Source organism: Spirosoma taeanense, from assembly GCF_013127955.1.
Taxonomy (GTDB): Bacteria; Bacteroidota; Bacteroidia; order Cytophagales; family Spirosomataceae; genus Spirosoma; species Spirosoma taeanense.
Genome location: NZ_CP053435.1, coordinates 3,336,637 through 3,358,328 on the forward strand (window position 1 = coordinate 3,336,637; position 21,692 = coordinate 3,358,328).

Consider the following 21,692-nt stretch of genomic DNA (forward strand, 5'->3'; position numbering starts at 1 on the left):
GCTCATTCACTCCTTCACTCGTTCACTCGCTGTGTGAAACATCGTGATACTGCACGTCCCAGGTGTGGTCGGCCATCATACGAACCGTAGCTAAGCAACGTTCAAACGGAAACTTGCGGCCCCACTCGTTTGGGCCGATCATCGAAAGAACATCGGTACCATTTTTGCGGGTATAAAAATAATACGTATGACCAACGACCGGCTCGAAATTCATCTGGGCCGCATAAATCCGCTCCGAGACTTCGACGCGGTGGCGGATGGCGGTGGCCTGCTCGGCCAGCAGCTGCATCTGCCTGTAAAGCTGGCTCAGCTGCAGGTCGGTTTGCTCGCGCATGGCCGATACGGCCCGGCCGGTAATCTTGCCTTTATCTTCGGGCCGAATGACGGCTCCGCCCGCCGTGTGGGCATAGGCCAGCAACCCAGGCTCTTCAGCAACTTTCTCCGGCGAAATCGGGTTAATAACTACTTTCGCTTCTTCCATCGTTCTTGGGTAACTGCCCGACGAACGGCTTTGTTCGCTGTCGTTGAATGACAAAAAAGACTCATATTTACACCAGCAAATCGGTGCTTAACCGCAAAAGTACAATAAACCGCTATGGAAACCATTCTTCCGGCCTCGGACGGTCCGACAATGCCCCGCCACGAGTTTTTTCGCTTAGTCGGCACTAGCGTCGGAACGATTCTGCTTGCCCGCTGCATGGCGGGCTGCGCTAACGACGGTGCCGGTGATCCGAATCCCAGTCCGGAACAGGCCGTTGACTTTGTCATTAACCTGGATGAAAAGGTCAATGAAAACCTGAAGCTGAAGGGGGGTTACGTCATCATCAAAAATATAATCATTGCCCAGACAAAAGATGGCCAGTTTGTAGCCGTTTCGGCTAAATGCACCCATCAGGGAACGCAGCTGGTGTATAAGCCCACCGAGAATCAATTCTATTGCCCCCTGCACCTGTCGCGCTTCGACATCACCGGGAAAGTGGTAACCGGTCCGGCCTCCCAACCCCTGATCCGCTATGCCGTGGCAACACTGACCAACGGTACGCTGCGCATTCAGACGATGCCATGATTCTGGACCCCTCGGCTCCTGAGAATTGGCCGTCTGGCGGCCCGGCTTCCTCACTGACTGCCTACGAAGCCGAAGCGCTGGCCTTTTGCCGGGCGTGGCTGAGTGGACAGACAACCTTTACGCTCCATACATCCGGCTCGACCGGAACGCCTAAACCCATTAGCCTCACGCGGGCGCAGATGCGGGCCAGCGCTCACCTGACCGGCCTGACGCTTGGCCTGCTGCCGGGCGATACTGCCCTGGTCTGCCTGAACATTCGTTACGTAGCCGGGGTCATGATGCTGGTTCGCGGCCTGGAACTTGGCCTGCCCATGACCATCCTGGAACCCACCAGCAATCCCTTAGCTGACTTTCGGCCAACCAAATCTGGCTCACTTTCGGCTCCTTTTGCCTTTTCGGCCCTGGTTCCGCTGCAACTGCAAACCATTCTGGAGGAAACGCCCGAAAAAATTCCTATCCTGAACGGCATGAAAGCGATTCTGGTGGGCGGAGCCGCCACAAGCCCCGCCCTGGAACAGGCTCTGCAGGTCCTAACAGCCCCGGTGTATGCCACTTACGGCATGACCGAAACCGTCTCGCATATTGCCTTTCGTCGGCTCAACGGGCCGACGGCCACGGACGTATTTACCGCCCTTCCCGGCGTAGAAATGGGGACGGACGAACGAGGGTGTCTACACATTACGTCGGCTGCCACCAATTTTGAGCGTATCCAGACCAACGATGTCGTTGAACTGGTGAATCCGCCTACGGATAGCGCGACGCGATTCCGGCTGTTGGGTCGCTCCGACCGGATCATTAACAGCGGGGGCGTAAAGGTGCAGCCCGAACGGATCGAGCAGCTCATTGAAACGGTACTGACCAGCTTCGGTCCCGTACCGCGCCTGTTTGTAGCGGGTCTTCCTGACAAACGGTTGGGCCAGCGAATTGTGCTGGTCAGCGAAGGTAAGGCTATAGATGATGCTCCGTGGGCCAACGTACAGGAGGCAATCCGGGCGCAACTGGGGCCATACGCGGTTCCTAAAGAGCGGCTTACTGTTCCACGCTTTGCCGAAACGCCAACCGGCAAAATTGACCGAACGGCTACCCTGGCGGGTTATACCAGTTGATTTATGCCGTCCGACTTTCGACCTTTGCCCGTCTATGTTCAAACGCCTTGAAATCCGCTACCAGACGGCCCGGTCGTTGCCCGCGCCCTACGCCTATTTCTATACATTAACCTTAAAGCCCGTCGCGGATAGCCGGTTGCAGGTGGACCTGGCTATTTCCTATCCCGACCGCGAGGACATTGACGACGATGAGCTGATTGCGGAGGGTTATAGCCGTGATGATGATTTTTCGTGGTCGGGGCAGCTACCCCAGACCTGGCAGCAGACGGTGGATGAACTGGCGAAGAAAACCAGGCTGCAGCCTTTCCGCGAAGATCAGCTTGGCGAAGACGATGACTATTGGGATGCCCGGATCGAAACCACAGAGGGCGTTAAACAGGGTCGGCCAGCCAATGCAGAGGACTGGCAATATCTGGTGCAGGAACTGATTCAGGCGGCTTACGAAACCGCAGGCCGCGAACGGGTCTTTGAACTGACGTATCTCGACCTAAGCCAGGATGGCCATAATCTGGAATTGCAGCTATCTGCTTCGTTTGCCAACCGTACGATCAACGTACGCTCCGTACAGAATCAGCAGAATCGCTCGAAGACCTTACCCTGGTCGGCTCTGCAACGAATCATGACGGAGGTGTATAACCATGATTACGACCCCGATGAAGCGCAGACCAAGCGCCCGAAACACGACGGTCAATGGCTCAATCTGGGCACCGACGAATGGCATGACATTAGCGAACTGCGATCTTTGACAAGCCTGTTACGCGGCTTATGAACCTGGCGTCATTCGTCAACCCAAACCTCCGCCGTAACCATACCAGCTACCCGCCTTTCGCGGGTCTGCAGTTTTAACCGGGCCTCGGCCAGCAGTCGCTGCCAGTCGGCCAGCCGCCGGGTTTCAATATTGGCCGTCAGTCGAAAAAAACGGATCATCGCCCACACCAGCGCCTGCTGCCACCAGACGTTTGTCCGGACGAAATCGGTCACGATCCAACAGCCGCCGGGCTTAAGGGCGCTGCGAAGTCGCGAAATCAGAGAATTTTTCAGCGTTGACTCGGTGAATAAATCCAGCACGTAGGGCGTCATAATGACGTCGAAACGCTCATCGGAGCGCAGTGTGGTCTGGTCGCCCAACCGGAATTCGACTGTCCCGGATTGTGCTTTCCGAATCATTCGCTGACTAGCGCGGGCCAGCATCTTCCCCGACGATTCCAGGTAAAGAATTCGGCTCAGTGGTGGCTGACCAGAACCGGCAGGGTTGTGCGCCAGAACGGCTTCGAGCAGCCGCCCCGTTCCTCCCCCAACAATCAGCACGTGCGCTCCGGCTTTAATCTGACCGAGGTGAACCAGTTGCGCCTGATGCAGCTTACGTCCAAAAATCAGGAACGTCAGCGCGTCGTAAACCGGTGCAATCCAGTCGAAGTCGGTGCCGGTTGTTGGGGACGATTTCATACACCCCTGAACGAAGAGATTGAGACAAAGAAAATGCGTTCCATAACCTGACTGATGCAGGTTATGGAACGCGGGAAACTTAGGCCGCTACCGGCGTCATCACCGATTTCTGGCTTTTGGCGGCTACCGTTACGTCCTCGCCGTGTACCCGAATCGTTACCGGTGAGTTGGAAAAGTTATGCACCCGAATATCCTGCTGCGTCGTCGTAATTTCCAGCAGGGCACCCCGGAAGCGAATTTTAAACGCCAGGGACTGCCAGTTGTCCGGGCAATAGGGGCTCAGACTGAGTTGGTCATTTTCGACCCGTAACCCACCGAAGCCTTTTATGACCGCCAGCCACGTACCCGCCATAGACGTAATGTGACAGCCGTCTTCGGTATCGTTGTTATAATCGTCGAGGTCGAGCCGGGCCGTGCGCAGATACATCTCGTAGGCTTTTTCTTTCATACCCAGCTTCGACGCCTGTACCGAGTGAACGCAGGGCGAAAGCGACGACTCGTGCACGGTCATGGGCTCGTAGAACGAATAATTCCGGCGCATGGTCTCCGTATCAAACTCATCCTCGAAGAAGTATAGCCCCTGCAGTACATCGGCCTGCTTGATAAAGCACGACCGAAGAATCCGGTCCCACGACCAGTTCTGGTTAATGGGCCGCTGCCCCTTCGGAATCTCCGAAACGGTCATCAGGTCTTTATCCAGAAAGCCCTCCTGCTGCAGGAAAATACCTCGTTCCTCGTCCTGCGGCAAATACATATTGTCGACAATATGCTGCGCTTTTTCGATTTCCTTATCCTCGCGGAAGTGCAGCCGGTCAATCAGTTCAGCGTATTTCTCCGGGTCCAGCGTTTTAACAATCTCAACGGCCTGGATGGTGTACCGCAACGTCCAGGCGGCAATGTAGTTGGTGTACCAGTTGTTGTTTACGTTGTTTTCGTACTCGTTTGGTCCCGTTACGCCGAGCATGACGTATTGTTTCTTGACCTTCGACCAGTTGACCCGCTGGCTCCAGAACCGACTGATGGCAATGAGCACTTCGAGACCATACTCGACCAGATACCGCTCGTCGCCCGTATACCGAACATAATCGTAGATGGCGTAGGCGATGGCGCCGTTCCGGTGGATTTCCTCGAAGGTGATTTCCCACTCGTTATGACATTCTTCGCCGTTCATGGTAACCATCGGGTAAAGCGCGGCCCCGGCCCGGAAGCCCAGTTTCTGCGCGTTTTCGATGGCTTTGCCAAGCTGCTTATAGCGATACACCAGCAGGTTTCGGGCCACTTTCTGGTCGGCCGTCGACAGATAGAACGGCAGGCAGTAGGCTTCGGTATCCCAGTACGTTGACCCACCGTATTTCTCGCCCGTAAACCCTTTGGGGCCAATGTTCAGCCGTTCGTCTTCGCCGGTATAGGTCTGATTTAACTGGAATATATTGAACCGGATGCCCTGCTGAGCGGCAATATCGCCCGCAATGACAATATCGTTCATTTTCCACTTATCGGCCCAGGCCTGCTTCTGCTCGAACAGCATCCGGTCGAATCCCTTGCGCGAAATGTGCTGGATGGCTTTGCGTGCTTCCTGGATGATCGTGTCCGGATCGTAATTCAGCGACGACAGGTTGACTGCGTATTTGTAAATGGCCGTTTCCTGTCCCTGCTGACAGTCGAGCGTCATGCGGTTGGCCACGTATTTCTCGTACTTGATCGGCTGGGACTGGTAATCGATTTTTACGCCGTCCTGCTCAATTTCAACGGCCATGCCCGTAGCAACGTGGAAGCCGGTTTTTCGGGTACGAAGCTCGATATAAGCCTCGCCATAGCCGGTTTCCTTACGTACCTCATCCCAGAACGTTTCGTCATAGTTCGCGTCGCGGTTGCGGATGTCGCCGTCGATGTAGGGCGTGACGGTGATTTTGGCGTCGAAATTCAGCGGGGTAATGGCGTACCGAATCGCGCCGGCCTCGTCGTCAACAATCGAGCAGAAGCGTTTGACGCTCACCTGCACCATTTTGCCGCTCTTCAAGACGGCCACAAACGAGCGTTCGAGGTAGCCCTCCTGCATGTTCAGCACGCGCCGGAAATCGCGCACTTCGCACTGGTTTAAATCGAGCGATTCGTATTCAATATCCACGTCAATACCAATCCAGTTGGCGGCATTGAGTACTTTGGCAAAATAGGCAGGGTAGCCGTTTTTCCACCAGCCTACGCGCGTTTTATCAGGATAATAAACGCCGGCCACGTAATTGCCCTGCAGGGTTGGGCCCGAAAATTTCTCCTCAAAATTGCCGCGCTGGCCCATCCGGCCATTGCCGAGCGACATCAGACTTTCTGTAACCTCATTATATTGGCGGTGGAAACCGTCTTCAACAATTGACCAGGGGTCCAGGGTAATGTATTGTTTCATTCAGTATTAAAGATTGTGAGTCAGGCAAATGTAGCCATTTCCGCTTTCACGCGCATGGCCTGTGCAAGATGCCGTTCGGTATGAGCCACCAGCATCCGGAAGGAATCGCCCAGGCGGAGTTTCAGCCAGTTACCAAACAGCGTCATCACTTTCTGTTCATTCCAGTCCAGATAAACGGCCTTGTTCAGCAGATCGCGCAGAAGCGTCTGCAACTCGCGAAACTGGGCTATTACGTCGGCTGGTTTCAGCTCGTCCGGTCGGCGGGGCCGTATCATACCGGGAGCGGGCAGTTTAATCTTTACCTGCGGATCAATCGCGTACAGCATCAGCCGACCAATCCAGTCCGATTCAAGCGGCTGATCGACGGGATTGGTCTGTATTAAACCCAGACTGTCCACTTTATGTTGGATATTCCGGATATAATATCGCTCGGCCAGGTTCAGATGCTGCAGACATTCGAGAATGCTCCACCGGTCGGGCGCGGGCTTCCAGCGCAGTTTTTCATCCGGCAACGAGCCGAATTCGCGCTCAATCGTATCCAGAACCGCGGTAATGCGATCCTGCAGGTCGCGGGCAGTGGCAAGTTTCTCCATAAGTCAGGACACAACCGCCCTTATACCGACAGTTGTACCTGTGCAAACATCTCAACATCGCGCCTGGAATCCAAATCAATAGCGCCCGCTTCAAAGGGTACTTCCGAGCAATCGTTGCGGTGGCGCACAACTACCCACTTTACACCTTTATCGCCTTCAAGCTGCAACAGTTCATTGATGTACTGGCGGCCGAAGAGCGCCGGCACGCTGATCTGCGTATCGTACCGACAGGCCACAATGCCTTTGCCTTCTTCCTGGTTCACTTCGAGCATATGCAGCAGCAACCCCAGCGATACCAGCGGCTGATCGGTATGAAGGACCAGTACGGAGTCGATGTCTTTGTGGGTAATGTAGAGGGCCGCCAGGCCGGTTTTGAGCGAAGATGCCTGTCCGGTAGGCCAGTTCGGATTATCAACGACCGTGATGTGCAGCCCGGCCAGCTCCGGCAGAATCCGTTCCCGGTTTGCACCCAGTACCACCACAACCGGCCCACGCTGTAGCGAAAGAGCACTTTCTGTAATACGCCGGATGAGCGACTGGCCTTTATAGGTGATCAGTTGTTTCGGCTCACCGCCCATGCGCGAGGAGTCACCGGCGGCTAATATGATCGTTCCAATTTTCAAAAGACTTGGATCTACGTGTTCGTATTTTCCAGAAGAACATTCGGGAAAGCGGGTGGGTTCTGCCAATGCGCAAACACTTCGGCAGGGTACCCTACTTCAACCAGCGACAGCCCTTCGGCCGGAGCCGCCCGCCTGGCCTGTTTCCGGTCCCTGGCTTCGATGATTCGTTCAAATGCATCAGGGTGCAGTCGTCCCTGACCGACGTCCAGCAGCGTCCCGACGATGGCCCGCACCATACCCCGCAGGAAACGGTCGGCCCGGATATGAAACCGTAAATCGCCGTTGGGCTGCTGCTCCCAATAGGCAAAATCAATCCGGCAGTTGAACGTCCGCACGTCGGTTTTCACTTTACTGAAGCTTTCAAAATCCGTGTGCTGACGTAAGCGCTGGGCGGCTCCGTTCATCTGTTCGACATTCAGCGGCAACGTAAAGATATACGCCAGTCCATCCTGAAACGGATCTTTCCGGCGAATGATCTGGTACTGGTAGTATCGGAACGTAGCCGTGTACCGGGCGTGGTCATCGTTCCGCACCGGAAAGCAGTCGTAAACGGCAATATCACCGGGAATCAGACTGTTCAGCGAACGTAGTAAGCTGGCTGGCAACGGACTATCGGTTTCGAAATGAGCAAACTGCTGGCCCGCGTGGACACCCGTATCGGTTCGACCGCTGCCCACAATGGCAATCGGCTGACGTAAGACGGTCGTCAGGGCGGTTTCCAGCACCTCCTGCACGCTCAGGCCGTTGGGCTGCCGCTGCCAGCCGTGGTAATTCGTGCCCCGATACGCTAAATGAAGAAAATAACGCATAACAGAGCAAAAGTACGAATTGAGCGCCGATGCCCTTCTTGCCGAAAGGATTCCTGACCAATGAGTCCGTTTGGTTCCGGGTCCGCATACGGTAAGGGGCCTTAGTTTTCAGACGCCTATTCGCCCGAAACCAAAGCCCCCATTCAAAAGAGAAAGGAACGAAACGTTGAAAGTCATCCAGTGGATCAATCAGGGTTTCTCACCAAATTTTTCGTTACGTCCTGATTTATCCGAATCGCCGGTAATAGCGCCTTTAGCCATTTCGAACAGTTTCACCATGGTTCCACCCGGCCGGTCCCAGTATTCGCCCGCGTGCGTGGTCACTTTCATCAGCGCGACGTGCGGATCGTCTTTACCATTGGGGAACCAGGTTTTCAGAAGATCAGACCACAGTTCGTCAATTTTTGCTTTATCCCTGACCACCTCGGCCAGGCCGGTGGTTACCACATACACTTCATTGCCCGGGTCCGAGAACGCTACGCTGACATGATTATTTTGCCGGACTTCGTCTACCTTATGGGAATTGTCATACGTAAAGAACCACATCGTGCCGTCGGGGTCCATCTCGTGGGTGGCCATCGGGCGCGTATGAAAGTTCCCATCCGGCTCCTGCGTAGTCAGCATGGCAATCCGAATGTCTTTGATCTTATCCCTGAGCTTGTCCAGCTCCATTGCGTTCAGGGTAGGCTGCGCCTGCATACGGTTCGGTGTTTGTTATGCACAATACAACTCCACCGAGGCAATAGAGTTTTTAAAAAGAGGCAGAAAATTTATCTGAATATGCTACGCCCCTTGCCTGTTTGGTCATTGATCCAGGGAATGTATCCACCGCTGCCTAGAGCCGTTCAACTTCGAACCGCAGTTCGTCGACGAGTTGCCGCAGGCGGTCGGTGCTGGGCGCGGGCGGGGGAAGCTGCTGGCTGACAAACGCCCGCACTTCCCATACTTCCAGAACATCTTTAAGCACGACTTCCCGGTTTGGAATATCGGCGCGGTCGGCCGTCAGTAGCAAACTACCTTTAACTTTCACCTGGTTATAAACCCGGCGGCAACTGATTGCCGGCACGTCGGGCCGATCCCGCTGCGTGAGCAGGACATACATTTTACCATCGGCAATATCGAACCAGTTGCGAACGAACTGCCCCACGAGCAAGGCACTCGGAAACGCGAAGTCATCGCCAGCTTCGAATGCCCGGTAATGTCCTTCGGGCAGCGTAGGCAGGTGCATGGCGGGAAGCCGTTGCAAAAATTCGGTTTGCTGATACCGCTGGATATACTCACCATACTGCCCCTGCATAACCACCGGGATTGTCGGCGCAATTGCCTGCACGGATGGATTCGCGTGCGCTACGGCTCCGGAACCTTCATAGACATTATTGAACGTCAACGGTTCCGGTGGTCGCCGGCCGGGCGATGGCGCAGGCAATGGTGACGCTATCGGCCGATTCTCGTCGGGTTGCCCAAACAACCGATCAACGGGCGAACGGCCGGATGAATCGGCCGGAACTGGCTGAAAAGCAACGGCCTGGGCGCGTTCGGCCGCTGGCCGCACGGGAGACGTAATAACCGGTGGCGCGGGTGCGGGCCGGGTTTCTTCCTGAGTTCGGTAGTACTTGTTCAACACCGACGCCAGCGGCTGCGGCTCGGGCGTTTTTGGTTCGGGCTGCGCAAAAATATCCGGGAAGTCGGGATGCTGAAACGGATCGTCATCATCCGGGTCAAGCGCACCATCCGACCGAATAGACGAGGGTATTCCCTCACTTCGATTACTGGACGTTCGGGTTGACTGACCCAGTGGAATACTCAGATTAGGCGTTTCGCGCAGTTTGCGCAGGTCCTGCCGGGTCAGCAGCTCGACTGTTGTATTAAACGCTTTAGCAATTGCCTGAATGTTCTGCTGGTTAGGATTAGCACGACCTTCTTCGTAGGCGCCTAACAGCGAACGCTTTATGTTTATTTTTCGGGAAAATTGCTCCTGAGTCAATCCATTGAGCTTGCGCAGGTAGCGGATATTTTCGCTGACGAGTGTCATCCGGGTTGGGTTTACTAACGTTTTGCTAAGATAGACGATTCCCCTTTTAAATTCCAACCCCGGCCTTTCTGGTCATTATTTTGTATTTTTAGCGTATTCTTTTGACCGAAATTAACCCTTTGTCTGCTCCTATGCATCCCCTGCTGCCCGAAACTGACCGACACGACGAGCTGAAAACGGTCTTCGACGCCCAGCGTCGACACGCCCCCGAAATGGCCCTGACTACCGCAGACCAGCGCATCGAACGGATTCGGCGGATTCAGGCGTGGGTCAACGCCCACGAAGCCGAGATTCAGCGGGCCATGTACGACGATTTTCGCAAGCCGCCCTCGGAGGTAATCGTCGGTGAACTGATCGCTCTATACGCTGAAATCAGGCACACGATCAAGAATCTCCGGCAGTGGATGAAGCCCCAGCGCCTGCCAACGCCCCTGAGTCTGGTTGGCACCAGAAGTTACCTGCGTCACGAACCCAAAGGGAATGTCCTGATCATTGCACCCTGGAATTACCCTTTCCTGCTCACCATCCGCCCACTGGTGTCGGCGCTGGCGGCCGGTAACGTGGCTATACTCAAGCCCTCGGAGATGACGCCGAACACTTCCCGTCTGATCCGAGAGATGATCACCGGGCTGTTTCCGCCGGAGGAGGTGACGGTATTTGAGGGCGATGCCGACGTAGCGCAGGCGTTACTGGAACTACCGTTCAACCATATCTTTTTTACGGGTAGCCCGACCGTTGGCCGTATCGTGATGGCTGCGGCCGCCAAACATCTGGCTTCGGTAACGCTGGAACTGGGCGGCAAATCGCCCGCCATTGTCGATACGTCAGCCAACCTCAGGCAGGCCGCCGAACAACTGGCCTGGGGCAAATGCCTGAACAATGGACAGACCTGCATTGCGCCGGATTACCTGCTGGTTCATCAGTCTGTCAAGCAGCCGTTCATGCAGGCCATACGCGAAACGCTGACGGGTATGTACAGCCCGAACGGTCAGCCCGTTGAACAGTCGGACAGCTACGCCCGAATCGTCAATAACCGGCATTTCCAGCGGATTCAATCGCTCATCAACGACGCCGTTGAGAAGGGCGCAACCGTTACGTTGGGTGGCAGGACGAACGCCGACCAGAATTTTATCGAGCCAACCGTGCTGGAGGGCGTTACCGACGATATGCGGATTATGCAGGACGAGATTTTCGGGCCGGTGCTGCCGGTTCTGACGTACGACACGCTCGACGACGCTCTGCAGATTATCAACCAGCGCGAGAAGCCGCTGGCCCTGTATATCCACAGCCGCAACCCGAAGGCCACGCAGTATATCCTCGATCATACCTCGGCCGGCGACACCGTTATCAACGATACACTGGTGCAGTTTGGCAATGTTGAGCTTCCATTTGGCGGGGTTAACAACAGTGGAATCGGCAAATCGAACGGATTATTCAGCTTTCAGGAGTTTTCGAACCAGCGGGGGGTCATGCAGCGCGACTTCGGCACGATGAAATTCATCTACCCACCCTATACCGATAAGGTAAAAAAACTGATCAGCTTCGTAGCAAAGTACCTGTAGTCAGGCCGTTGTGCCTCCGCAGCTCGACCCCGCTCCGGCGGTGCAACCATAGCAATGCTCATTAATAACAACGGCCCGCTGGCTGAGCCGCACAGGATCAAAATCCCGGACGTGCCGCACCGGACTGGCTACGTTCAGGTCGAGCATCTGATTGAAATCGCAGTCGTAGAGCTGCCCGTCCCAGCCGACCGAAATCGTGTTGCGGCACATGACGCCCGCAGCGGCTGCGGGGTTGAACGCGTTGACCAGCTTTTCCATATAGCCGTCGTAGTTGCCCGACTGGATCAAGTAGTCGAGGTAGCGGCTAACGGGAATATTGGTGATGGCGTAAAGGCTGTTGAACACAATCCCGAACTCGTCGAACAAAACCCGCTTGAACTGCCGCTCTAAGCCTTCCTGCGAACCAGGCAGAAACGCCCCGGCCGGGTTATAAACCAGGTTGAGCCGGAGGCCGGACGCTTCCTGCCCGTACCCCACCGCGTTCAGCAGCTTCAGCGCTTCGATAGAATCAGCAAAAACGCCCTTGCCGCGCTGGCGGTCGGTTTTGTCGGCATTGTAGAACGGCAGCGAACTAACCACTTCAATCTGATGCTGGCGGTAAAACTCGGGCAGGTCGCGGTACTTAGGGTTCGCCATGATGATCGTCAGGTTGCAGCGCACTATAACGTGACGCCCTAACCGGCGAATTTCCGCAACGAACCAGCGGAAATCCGGGTTCATCTCCGGCGCGCCACCCGTCAGGTCAACCGTCTGCAGAGTTGTTTTTGCCAGCGCATCAAGGCATTGCTGCATGGTTTCGCGGGTCATGATCTCTTTACGATCCGGCCCTGCATCCACGTGACAGTGTTTGCAGACCTGATTGCACATCTTGCCCACATTGACCTGGAAGACCGACAACTCGGTGGGTTGGAGCGGGAACAGCCCGGCCGACCTCAACTTGTCGCGGAACGAAGGTAGCTTCAGTTTTTCGGCTACCTCCTGCTCCAGCAACCCAAGCTGAGCGACCGAGCTGGCAAGCTGATGTCCGCTGGCTTTTAAACTTTTCATAGAGTGGGAGACTAAACGTCTGGCAACTGGGTGACTGAACCAGTAACTAGCAGGAATACTATTGTGGTTTAACCGTCCGGCGACGGCTACTAACTATTACATCGACACCTGCTTCACTTTGTTCATCATCTGAACGCTGTGCACCAGCGAAGACCCGCCCCGAATGGCGGCTGCGACGTGCACGGCTTCCATCATCTGCTCCTCCGTACAGCCTTTTTCGAGCGTATCGTTCGTATAGGCGTCGATGCAATACGGGCACTGAACCGTATGCGCCACGGCCAGCGCAATCAGTGACTTCTCGCGGGCGGTGAGAGCCCCTTCTGCAAAAACGGAACCGTAATACGAGAAAAACTTATCGGCCAGTTCTTTCTGGTACTCGCCGATGTTGCCAAATTTTTTGAGGTCCTCCGGGTTATAATAGGTTTCCATGAGCAGGCGTTTGGTTTTCGATATATACGTTCGGGCAAAGTAAACAGATTTTGTTTACGATGGATGAATGTCCGTATCTTCGTTATATTCCCTATGAGAACCCGACTGTTTACGCTGCTTTTTGCTTTCAATACGCTGCTGGTAACGGCCCAGACCTTACCCATTCTTAATCAGAATCCCACTCGTCTGAAGTGGTACCGGCTTACCACCCCTCACTTCCGGGTACTGTACCCGATGGGTTTCGACTCAACGGCCCAGCGGACGGCCCAGCGGCTCGAAAGTCTGTACGAACCTGTTAGTGCCTCGCTCGGCCGGAAGCCCCGGCCAATCTCGGTGCTGTTGCAGAATCAGACGACCAGCAGTAACGGCTTCGTTACGCTCTACCCGCGCCGGTCTGAGTTTTTTGCGATTCCTCCGCAGGACCCCGGTCTGCTCGGTACGTTCGACTGGCTCGATCTGCTGGCTGTACACGAATTCCGGCATGTCGTTCAGAATGACAAGGCGCTCCAGCATTACGGTCGGGTGCTGTATACGCTGCTTGGTAATACGGGCCTGTATTTTCCCCTGCTCACAGTTCCAGACTGGTTTGCCGAAGGCGACGCGGTCAGTACCGAAACCCTCCTGAGCCGCAGCGGACGCGGCCGGATTCCCAATTTTGATCTGGGTATGCGGGCAAACCTGCTGGCCGGTCGCCGGTTCAGCTATCCCAAGGCGGTCGGCGGCTCGTATCGGGATAACGTGCCGGATCATTACGTGCTGGGCTATTTCCTGACGACCTACCTCAAACAGACGAACGGCCCCGATGTCTGGAGCCGGATTCTGGACCGCAACTACCGCCGGTTTCCCTGGCCCTTCGCCTTTTCGGCCAGCATCCGTGAAGAGACGGGCCTGCGAACGGAAGCGCTCTACCAGAAGACGATGGACGACCTGACGGAAACCTGGCAGAAACAGCAGCAACAATTGTCGATTACGCCCGCTACGACCTTTCCGGTGAAAGGGGAACGGAATGTTTTTACCAATTACCAGCACCCACAGTTTCTGACCGATTCGACGGTTTTATGCGTAAAAAGCGGTCTGGGCGATACGCCCCGGCTGGTGCTGCTGAACCGGCAGGAAACAGAAGAAAAGGTTTTTGTGCAGGGGTTTCCGAATGATCCGGACCTGCTTTCGGCAACACCGCAGAAAGTCTGCTGGATAGAGTACGGCTACGACCCGCGCTGGCGTCAGCGGATCTATTCCAACATTCGCCTGCTTGATTTAGCAACGGGTCAGCTCACCCGACTTACCCACCGCACCCGCTATACGGCAGCCGCCCTCTCGCCCGATAACCAAAAACTGATTGTGGTTGAAACGACCGATCAGGCCCGCACGCGCCTGCTGGTGCTGGATGCCCGGACGGGAGCTATTTTAAAAACGCTGGCCAATCCTGACAATGAATTTTATCTGCACCCCCGCTGGCAGGCCGACAACCGGACTATCGTGGCCGTTGCGTTGAAAGGCGGGCAGAAAACCATTCAACTGCTCGATACGGGAACGGGACTTCGCACCGATCTGCTGCCCCGGGCCAACGAAAACCTGAGCCATCCGCAGCCTTGGGGCAATTACGTACTTTATAATTCACCCCGCTCGGGCATCGACAATATCTACGCGGTAAATGTTCAGACCCGGCAAATCTATCAGGTTACGTCGCGCCCCCTGGCGGCTTACCACGCAGCCGTGTCTCCATCGGCAACTCGTCTGGCGTTTGAGGATTTTGCCGCCACCGGCTATCGCATTGCCGATATGCCCCTGACCCCGGCCAACTGGCAACCCGTTGAGCCAAATCCGGCTGGGCGCCAGCCTGTTCAGCCCGTGCGCTATTTTGGCTCGCTGCCCCAGTTAGAGGCTGGTGCAGTTCTGGGACGCCGGATTCTGGCCGATTCCCTGCCAGCTGCCCGGCCCTATACCCCTACCCGCTACCGCCGGTTTACAAACGCCATCAATATCTATAGCTGGGGGCCAACTATAAGCAGCACCGGTCAGGCACTATCGGTGGGTATAGCCTCGCAGGACTTGCTCAGCACGACGCAAATCAGCGTTGGGTACACCTATAATCAGGCCGAACGAACCGGTAATGCCTATTCCCTGCTCAGCTATCAGGGACTTTACCCGATCATTGACCTGAGTTTCCAGCGCGGTAATCGCAATTCGTCGGTCTACATCGACCGGGTGTTCCCGGCCGACAGTCTACGCTCCGACCGCTGGCAGTACAACCAGCTCACAGCGGGGGTCCGGCTGCCGGTTAATTTCACGCAATCGAAATATGCTCAGTCGGCATCGGTTTCGGGGTACTACAACTACCTGTCGGTGAGCGGCTACGACCTGCCGATTCGCAGCCTTTCGGAAGTAGGTAGTGCGGGGGCACTCAGCGCCATGACGTATGGCTTTAGCTATCAGCGGCTCCTGCGGCAAAGCAAACGCGACGTCGGCCCGCGCTGGGGTCAGTCTCTATCGGCCACGTACCGCAACACACCGTTTGGTGGGGCACTCCAGGCCGAACAGTGGGGCATTCAGGGCAACTTGTTTTTTCCGGGTCTGGCCAAACACCATTCCTTACGGTTGCGGGCGGGCTATCAGGAGCAGTCGCGCGGTACGTATCGCTTTCAGCCGGTGGTTTTTTATCCTCGAGGACAGCCTTACGTAAGCGACGACCAGATTACGGTCGGCAGCGCCGAATACCGCTTTCCGGTGGCCGATATGCACTGGGCGCTCGGCCGCTGGCTTTATATACAGCGCATCAAAGCTGCTGGTTTTTACGACTACGCTCAGGGCAAGAGTACGCTACAGGTGCTTGACGTGTATGGGCGACTGCGCGGGTATCAGGACCGCACCCGCTCATACCAGACGGCCGGTTTGGATGTATCATTTGTCTTCAACGCGCTGCGGGTACGTACTCCTCTTGAACTGGGCGCACGTAGTATTTATAATCTCACAACCGGTCAGTGGCTGGTACAGCCATTAATCATTGACATTGGCTTCTAAAACAAACAAGGGCAATGAGGAACCTGAATCAATTGGTTTACGAAAAGATAGGAAACTGTCCGGTAAAACCAGACCAACTCTGTGTTCTCCAATCCATTGGGTGAGTATCCAAATTACAGCAGCTTACTTATAGCCTGACCCGCCCGGCGCAGGGCCTGCTCAATCAATCTCTTTATGACGGCGGGCGTTGCAACGCACCTGAGAAAAACGCTTCGACTGGCTATCACTAACTCACCCCGCCGGACAGGAGCCGCTAATGGTGCTGGCCCGTTTTAATGTTTGAACCGGCGTATTGGAAACCTGGAGGAACTAAGTCGGGAGATAGGCCTTGGGGTCGCCGAGCGCAACCAACGAGCTGTCAAAGTGCATTGGAGTTTCACCGTGGCGACTGCGGAAGCCAAACTCTTCCATTTTAATTCTTATGTCAACCCGGTTTGTGAACCGGGTTGACATAAGAATTAAAATGGAAGAGCACTAGGCTGGACGTAAAGACGAAAGAAAACAGATTCAGTAACAGTAACTTATTCGTAGCTTAGATTTGCATTATAAAGTTACATATATCCTATGTCTCTTTTTTCCGTTTATCGGATCCCATTAGCTTGCGCAGGGCTACTGATAGGACTTGCCGGGGCAGAGGCTCAGGACGCCACCCGATTATGGAGCCGTCCCAACCTCCTGAAAACAAATCTTCTGGCTCCTGTATCGCTGTTTTACGAACGGGCCTTATCGCGACGGTCTGCTATTCGATTCAGTTCACGATGGTTGAAACTCCCCCAAGGATATGGTGAGGACAAGGCCTTTGTTAATGCCACGCTGGAAGGGAAAATCTACACCGCATCGCTCACCCGGTTAGCTGCGAAAGCCCACCCAACGGGAATTTTTATAAACCCCTACCTGAAAGCCCGATCCATGCAGTACGTACAACGAGTAGGTTATGGCACCAATAAAACAGGCGATTTGGATGAGATAAAGGTTAACTCCATTGGTTTAGGCCTAACAATTGGTTATCAATGGGTAAGTCGCCGAGGATTTGTAATAGAGCTGTTCAACGGGGCGGGTGCATTTCCTATTCAAGACGTTCAGCATACCTTACGGTACGGTACAGTCATAGCAGACGTAGGTGACTACCTCAATCTTGATATTCGTTCGGGCATTAGTTTGGGTTATGCTTTTTAGGTTATTTAGCCATTTACTAACTAGACGGCGGCATTATCAACGTAGCGTCGTCAGGGTCGTCCCAGACAAACCCGTTTATTGCCACCTACTACGCCAGTAAAGCATTTGTGCTGAGTTTTCCGAAACGATGCACGGAGAATACCAGCACAGAGTCAGCCCGGCAACGGCTATCTGTCCCGGCAATACCGACACTGGTTTCCAGACGGAGGCCAATGCCGACTCGTCGGAAACCGTGGCCCGGCCGCGCACCAAAACAGCTTAAGTAACATATGCTGCCAAAATGAATTTCTCTTTACGTAACTGTTATATAATCGCAATCTCCGGTTTAGCCGGACGGTCAGGTAGATGACGTATTCAATACGTTTAGCACCTGGCTACCAACATTACGCTGGAAACGCAATTCCCCGCTGACGCATCAATCGTTAGCGGGGAATTGCAAATGTAACGGAATAGCTTAGCCTTTATAAAACACCCATTTTGACAGCTCGCGGTACGACACCTTCTTGCCATACATCAGGATACCTACGCGGTAGATGCGGGCCGCTATCCAGGTGGTGCCAATAAAGCCCAGAACCAGTAGAACCATCGATAGGGCCAACTCCCAGCCCGGCACGCCAAACGGAATCCGGACCATCATCACGATGGGAGAGGTCAGCGGAATCATCGACGTCCAGAACGCCATCGGACCGTCGGGGTCGCGGACCACAAACTGCGAAAACGCAATGGCGGCAATGATCGGGATTGTAATAGGAAACATGAACTGCTGCGTTTCTGTCTCATTGTCAACGGCCGCGCCCACGGCGCCGAATAAGGCGCTGTACAACAGATAGCCACCCAGGAAATAAAACAGGAAACAGGCAATAATCAGCGGAATGTTGAGCGTTTCGACCGCCTTGAAAAAATCAGCGACGGGGTTGTCGGCAGTGGCCATTTTGCGCTGGACCTCCTGCTGACCCGGCATGGCATTCATGCGGGTCGTCATAGCTGCCTGCGCCGACTCCTGCGGCCGCCCGATAATACTCGACCCAACCGTCAGCAGGCCAATCGTCAGGAAAATCCAGAGCAGAAACTGCGTCAGCCCCACCAGCGCAACGCCAATTATCTTACCAAGCATCAGCTGAAACGGCTTCACCGACGAAATAATTACCTCCACAATCCGGTTGGTCTTTTCTTCCATAACGCCCCGCATCACCTGCGTACCATAAATCAGCACGGAAATATAAATCAGCATGGCGCAGATGCCGCCGATGATGGTCGTGGCAATGGAGTTGCTACTCTTCTCACCTTCGGCGCTCAGGCTGATCGTCTGCGCGTCTACGTTGATCTTGGCATCTTCAATGATTTTTTGCGTAATGCCCGCCTGTTCCAGCTTGATCGTCTCAATTTCCTTGGAGATGGCCCGTTCAATATTGCTCTGAAGCGCCAGACTCACGCTTTTCTCGGCAAAAATCTGGACAGTTTTCGGGCGGTCGATCACGTCCTGGGGTATAAACACCAGCGCGTCGTACCCCTGCTTCACAAATTCTTTCTTGGCTGTTGCCAGCGATTGCTTCGGATAAGAATAAACCGTTTCATCGCTGTTTTTAAACTTTCCGGCAAAGCGGCCGCTCTCATCCACAACGGCTACTTTTTTCTGGTCGATCGAGCTGATGGCGGCCCAGCCGATAATGGCGTAGAACGCAAAAATCAGCATCGGCCCCAGAATCGTCATGATGATAAACGACTTCTTACGTACCCGTACCAGATATTCGCGCTTGATAATCAGGAAAATTGTATGCATTTCATGGGTTGCACAGCAGGACTGCGCCGGTTAAGTGAGTTTACGATCAAATTACTCGTTGGATTTCGGGCCTTGTAATTACGTTGTTGGCACCTCGCCGACGGCCTGAATAAAGATGTCGTTCATACTTGGGATGTTCTCTCCAAACGACCGAACAGCCACGCGGTCGAGCAGCAGGCAAATGAGGTCGTTAACGGCCGCATCGGGCGGAATCCGGATATCGGTACGCAGGAATCCGTCTTCGACCGGGGTGGTTTTCAGCATGTCGAAGGCGGGGGGAAGGTCGCCCAGGGCGCCCTGGTACTCGACATGATAGGTATGCGTTTTGAACTGCTCCTTGATGGCCCGCTTTGGCCCATCGAGTACCTTATGCGACCGGTTGATGAGTGCGATATGATCGCAGAGTTCCTCAACAGATTCCATTCGGTGGGTAGAGAAAATAATCGTCTTGCCCCGGTCCCGAAGTTCCAGAATCTCGTCCTTGATGAGGTTGGCGTTGATGGGGTCGAAACCTGAAAACGGCTCATCCAGAATAATCAGGTCGGGCTCGTGCATCACCGTGGCCACAAACTGTACCTTCTGCTGCATACCTTTGGAAAGGTCTTCTACGTGTTTGTTCCACCAGGTTTTGATGTCGAACTTAACGAACCACGTTTTCAGCTTTTCCATAGCCTGCTTCTCGCTCAGGCCTTTGAGCTGGGCCAGATAAAGGAGCTGTTCGCCAACCTTCATTTTCTTGTACAGACCGCGCTCTTCGGGCAGGTAACCAATGCGCTTGATATGGCTGGGATTAAGCCGCTCACCGGCCAGAATGACCTCGCCCTCGTCGGGGGCCGTAATCTGATTGATAATCCGGATCAGGGAGGTTTTACCCGCACCGTTGGGACCGAGCAAACCGAAGATGCTGCCCTGCGGGACAGTCAGACTGACGTCGTCCAAAGCCCGGTGTTCGGCGTATTGTTTAACAATGTGGCGGGTTTCGAGAATTGAACTCATTTAGTTTAGGAGTGTAGTTGATGCGCCTGCAATAATACCAAACTACAGACTTCTGCTGCGCAACACCAACTAATTACGGATGAACAGCTAAACCGCCGTACAGACGGTTAGAAAAAAACCACAACCTACTCAAGTTGTGGCTAAAGCAACTATAAGAATTGTCTGCTCGGCCAATTCCAGCCTTCCAATCAGGCGGTGATCTCTTCCGAATCCACCGGTTGAGTGCGGAATTCGCCTTCCCATTTTGAAATCACGCAGGTAGCCACGGCATTACCGGCTACGCTCGTGGCGCTACGTCCCATATCCAGCACCTGATCAATACCGAGCAGCAGCGCCAGCCCTTCGATGGGTAGATTGAACAGCGACATGGTGCCGGCAATAACCACCAGCGACGCTCTCGGCACACCGGCAATTCCCTTGGAGGTAATCATCAGCGTCAGCATCATCGTGATCTGCTGCTCAATGCTCAGCGGAACCCCGTAAGCCTGCGCGATGAAGGCCGTAGCAAACGTCATGTAAAGCATGGATCCATCAAGGTTGAAGGAATACCCCAGCGGCAGCACGAACGAAATAATCCGCTCCGAACAGCCAAACCTGCGCAGAGCCTCAATCGTCTGCGGAAACGAAGCCTCCGAACTGGCCGTACTGAACGACAAAATAATGGCCGACCGAACTTCTTTCAGCAGAGCCAGGTAGGGAATGCGGACGACCAGGCAAATCAGGGTTAGCACCACAAACACAAAGAAAATCAGTCCACCAAAGAAGCAAAGAATCAGGTAGGCATAGCCCGCCAGGATGCCCAGTCCCTGCTGCGCCACAACGGCCGCAATGGCACCCAGGACGCCAAAGGGTGCAAACGCCATCACGTAGCTCGTTACCTTAAACATGATATGCGACAGGGCATCAAGCGCTTTGATCATGATCTTGCCCTGTGCCCCAATAGACCCTACGGCAATACCGAAGAAGATACTGAAGACCACAATCTGGAGGATTTCATTAGTGGCCAGGGCATCCACAAAACTCGTCGGGACGATGTGCGTAATAAAATTGTCGAACGTCAGTTTCTGCACCTCAACGCCTGTGTCGGTTCCTTTGGGGGGCAGCGGCAGGCTCATGACTTCGCCGGGCTTCATGACATTAACAACCAGCAGCCCCACGACCAGCGATAGAATCGTAGCGAAATAAAAATAAGCCAGCGTCTTCAGACCAATCCGACCGACGGTGCCAAAATCACCAAGTTTGGCAATACCTACCACGAGCGTAGCGAATACCAGCGGCCCGATAATCATCTTGATCAGTCGAAGAAAAATCTTGGACAGGATATTCAGATCGGTGCCGGAGAAACCAGAGTCTGTGGCCGGAAACAGATAACCGATCAGAATGCCGAGCACCATGCCCAGAAAAATGCGGGTTGTCAGATTGGGGAGTTTCATGCAGTCGGTTTAAAAAGCCGTACTGACAAAAGTAACGGAATCCACCCAGTTCGGAAAGAGTCCGGCCCGAAACCATACCAGAAACAGACGCTCGTTTGTTTATACCCGAAAAGCCGCAACTCGCACTCGTTTTTTGCAATAGTTAGTTACATAGTGTAATATGCAGTTTGGT

20 protein-coding genes are annotated in these 21,692 nt (G+C 54.5%); 7 read left to right on the forward strand and 13 right to left on the reverse strand.

All coding sequences use genetic code 11. The annotated features are described in order from the left end of the window. Positions 1 to 22: 22 nt before the first annotated feature. Positions 23 to 481: a DUF2452 domain-containing protein gene (locus HNV11_RS13920; RefSeq protein ID WP_171740241.1), complete on the reverse strand. Its 459-nt coding sequence runs from the start codon at positions 479 to 481 to the stop codon at positions 23 to 25. 114 nt (positions 482 to 595) lie between these two features. Here HNV11_RS13920 and HNV11_RS13925 point away from each other — a divergent pair, with 114 nt between their 5' ends. Genes HNV11_RS13925 through HNV11_RS13935 form a run of 3 tightly spaced genes read left to right on the forward strand, consistent with a single transcriptional unit; the run spans position 596 to position 2,941 of the window. Next, entirely contained in the window at positions 596 to 1,066 is a 471-nt protein-coding gene (locus tag HNV11_RS13925; protein WP_171740242.1) for a QcrA and Rieske domain-containing protein, read from the forward strand. Next, a complete protein-coding gene (locus HNV11_RS13930; protein WP_171740243.1) occupies positions 1,063 to 2,172 on the forward strand; it encodes an AMP-binding protein in 1,110 nt (369 codons plus the stop codon). The genes HNV11_RS13925 and HNV11_RS13930 overlap by 4 nt, the downstream gene beginning before the upstream one ends. A gap of 34 nt (positions 2,173 to 2,206) precedes the next feature. Next, on the forward strand, positions 2,207 to 2,941 hold the full coding sequence (locus HNV11_RS13935; protein WP_171740244.1) for a hypothetical protein: 735 nt from the start codon (positions 2,207 to 2,209) through the stop codon (positions 2,939 to 2,941). Between the two features lie 8 nt (positions 2,942 to 2,949). Here the strand turns inward: HNV11_RS13935 and HNV11_RS13940 are convergent, their stop codons facing one another. The 7 genes from HNV11_RS13940 to HNV11_RS13970 all read right to left on the reverse strand — a co-directional run bounded on the left by HNV11_RS13940 (position 2,950) and on the right by HNV11_RS13970 (position 10,076). After that, a complete protein-coding gene (locus tag HNV11_RS13940; RefSeq protein WP_171740245.1) occupies positions 2,950 to 3,618 on the reverse strand; it encodes a class I SAM-dependent methyltransferase in 669 nt (222 codons plus the stop codon). 79 nt (positions 3,619 to 3,697) lie between these two features. Beyond that, positions 3,698 to 6,019, reverse strand: a complete 2,322-nt coding sequence (locus HNV11_RS13945) for a glycoside hydrolase family 65 protein (RefSeq protein WP_171740246.1) — start codon at positions 6,017 to 6,019, stop codon at positions 3,698 to 3,700. Positions 6,020 to 6,039: 20 nt separating this feature from the next. Beyond that, positions 6,040 to 6,612: a DinB family protein gene (locus HNV11_RS13950; RefSeq protein WP_171740247.1), complete on the reverse strand. Its 573-nt coding sequence runs from the start codon at positions 6,610 to 6,612 to the stop codon at positions 6,040 to 6,042. A gap of 20 nt (positions 6,613 to 6,632) precedes the next feature. Beyond that, a complete protein-coding gene (locus HNV11_RS13955; RefSeq protein WP_240163976.1) occupies positions 6,633 to 7,190 on the reverse strand; it encodes a nucleotidyltransferase family protein in 558 nt (185 codons plus the stop codon). A gap of 56 nt (positions 7,191 to 7,246) precedes the next feature. Next, complete coding sequence (gene truA, locus HNV11_RS13960) at positions 7,247 to 8,044, reverse strand: tRNA pseudouridine(38-40) synthase TruA (protein ID WP_171740249.1); 798 nt, start codon at positions 8,042 to 8,044, stop codon at positions 7,247 to 7,249. A gap of 189 nt (positions 8,045 to 8,233) precedes the next feature. Beyond that, positions 8,234 to 8,743, reverse strand: a complete 510-nt coding sequence (locus HNV11_RS13965) for a pyridoxamine 5'-phosphate oxidase family protein (protein WP_171740250.1) — start codon at positions 8,741 to 8,743, stop codon at positions 8,234 to 8,236. 136 nt (positions 8,744 to 8,879) lie between these two features. Further along, positions 8,880 to 10,076 carry a helix-turn-helix domain-containing protein gene (locus tag HNV11_RS13970; protein WP_171740251.1) on the reverse strand — a complete coding sequence of 399 codons (1,197 nt, stop codon included), beginning with the start codon at positions 10,074 to 10,076 and terminating at the stop codon, positions 8,880 to 8,882. A gap of 131 nt (positions 10,077 to 10,207) precedes the next feature. On the opposite strand from HNV11_RS13970, the gene HNV11_RS13975 reads away from it, so the two are divergent. Continuing rightward, positions 10,208 to 11,638, forward strand: coding sequence for an aldehyde dehydrogenase family protein (locus HNV11_RS13975; protein ID WP_171740252.1), 1,431 nt, complete (start codon positions 10,208 to 10,210; stop codon positions 11,636 to 11,638). Here the strand turns inward: HNV11_RS13975 and arsS are convergent, their stop codons facing one another. Both arsS and HNV11_RS13985 read right to left on the reverse strand, forming a co-directional pair. Next, positions 11,639 to 12,685: an arsenosugar biosynthesis radical SAM (seleno)protein ArsS gene (gene arsS / locus HNV11_RS13980; RefSeq protein ID WP_171740253.1), complete on the reverse strand. Its 1,047-nt coding sequence runs from the start codon at positions 12,683 to 12,685 to the stop codon at positions 11,639 to 11,641. It lies immediately after the preceding gene. Between the two features lie 96 nt (positions 12,686 to 12,781). Next, positions 12,782 to 13,114: an arsenosugar biosynthesis-associated peroxidase-like protein gene (locus HNV11_RS13985; RefSeq protein ID WP_171740254.1), complete on the reverse strand. Its 333-nt coding sequence runs from the start codon at positions 13,112 to 13,114 to the stop codon at positions 12,782 to 12,784. A 93-nt stretch (positions 13,115 to 13,207) separates the two neighbouring features. Here HNV11_RS13985 and HNV11_RS13990 point away from each other — a divergent pair, with 93 nt between their 5' ends. From HNV11_RS13990 to HNV11_RS24080, 3 genes are all read left to right on the forward strand, one after another. Further along, entirely contained in the window at positions 13,208 to 16,135 is a 2,928-nt protein-coding gene (locus HNV11_RS13990; protein ID WP_171740255.1) for a hypothetical protein, read from the forward strand. Between the two features lie 564 nt (positions 16,136 to 16,699). After that, positions 16,700 to 17,311 (forward strand): hypothetical protein, encoded by a 612-nt coding sequence (locus HNV11_RS13995; RefSeq protein ID WP_171740256.1) that lies wholly within the window; start codon positions 16,700 to 16,702, stop codon positions 17,309 to 17,311. Between the two features lie 127 nt (positions 17,312 to 17,438). Then, positions 17,439 to 17,573: a hypothetical protein gene (locus HNV11_RS24080; RefSeq protein WP_262889945.1), complete on the forward strand. Its 135-nt coding sequence runs from the start codon at positions 17,439 to 17,441 to the stop codon at positions 17,571 to 17,573. Positions 17,574 to 17,765: 192 nt separating this feature from the next. On the opposite strand, the gene HNV11_RS14000 is transcribed toward HNV11_RS24080, so the two are convergent. From HNV11_RS14000 to HNV11_RS14010, 3 genes are all read right to left on the reverse strand, one after another. After that, complete coding sequence (locus HNV11_RS14000; protein ID WP_171740257.1) at positions 17,766 to 19,091, reverse strand: ABC transporter permease; 1,326 nt, start codon at positions 19,089 to 19,091, stop codon at positions 17,766 to 17,768. Positions 19,092 to 19,169: 78 nt separating this feature from the next. Then, on the reverse strand, positions 19,170 to 20,087 hold the full coding sequence (locus HNV11_RS14005) for an ABC transporter ATP-binding protein (protein ID WP_171740258.1): 918 nt from the start codon (positions 20,085 to 20,087) through the stop codon (positions 19,170 to 19,172). A gap of 188 nt (positions 20,088 to 20,275) precedes the next feature. After that, on the reverse strand, positions 20,276 to 21,520 hold the full coding sequence (locus HNV11_RS14010; RefSeq protein WP_171740259.1) for a dicarboxylate/amino acid:cation symporter: 1,245 nt from the start codon (positions 21,518 to 21,520) through the stop codon (positions 20,276 to 20,278). Positions 21,521 to 21,692 lie beyond the last annotated feature (172 nt).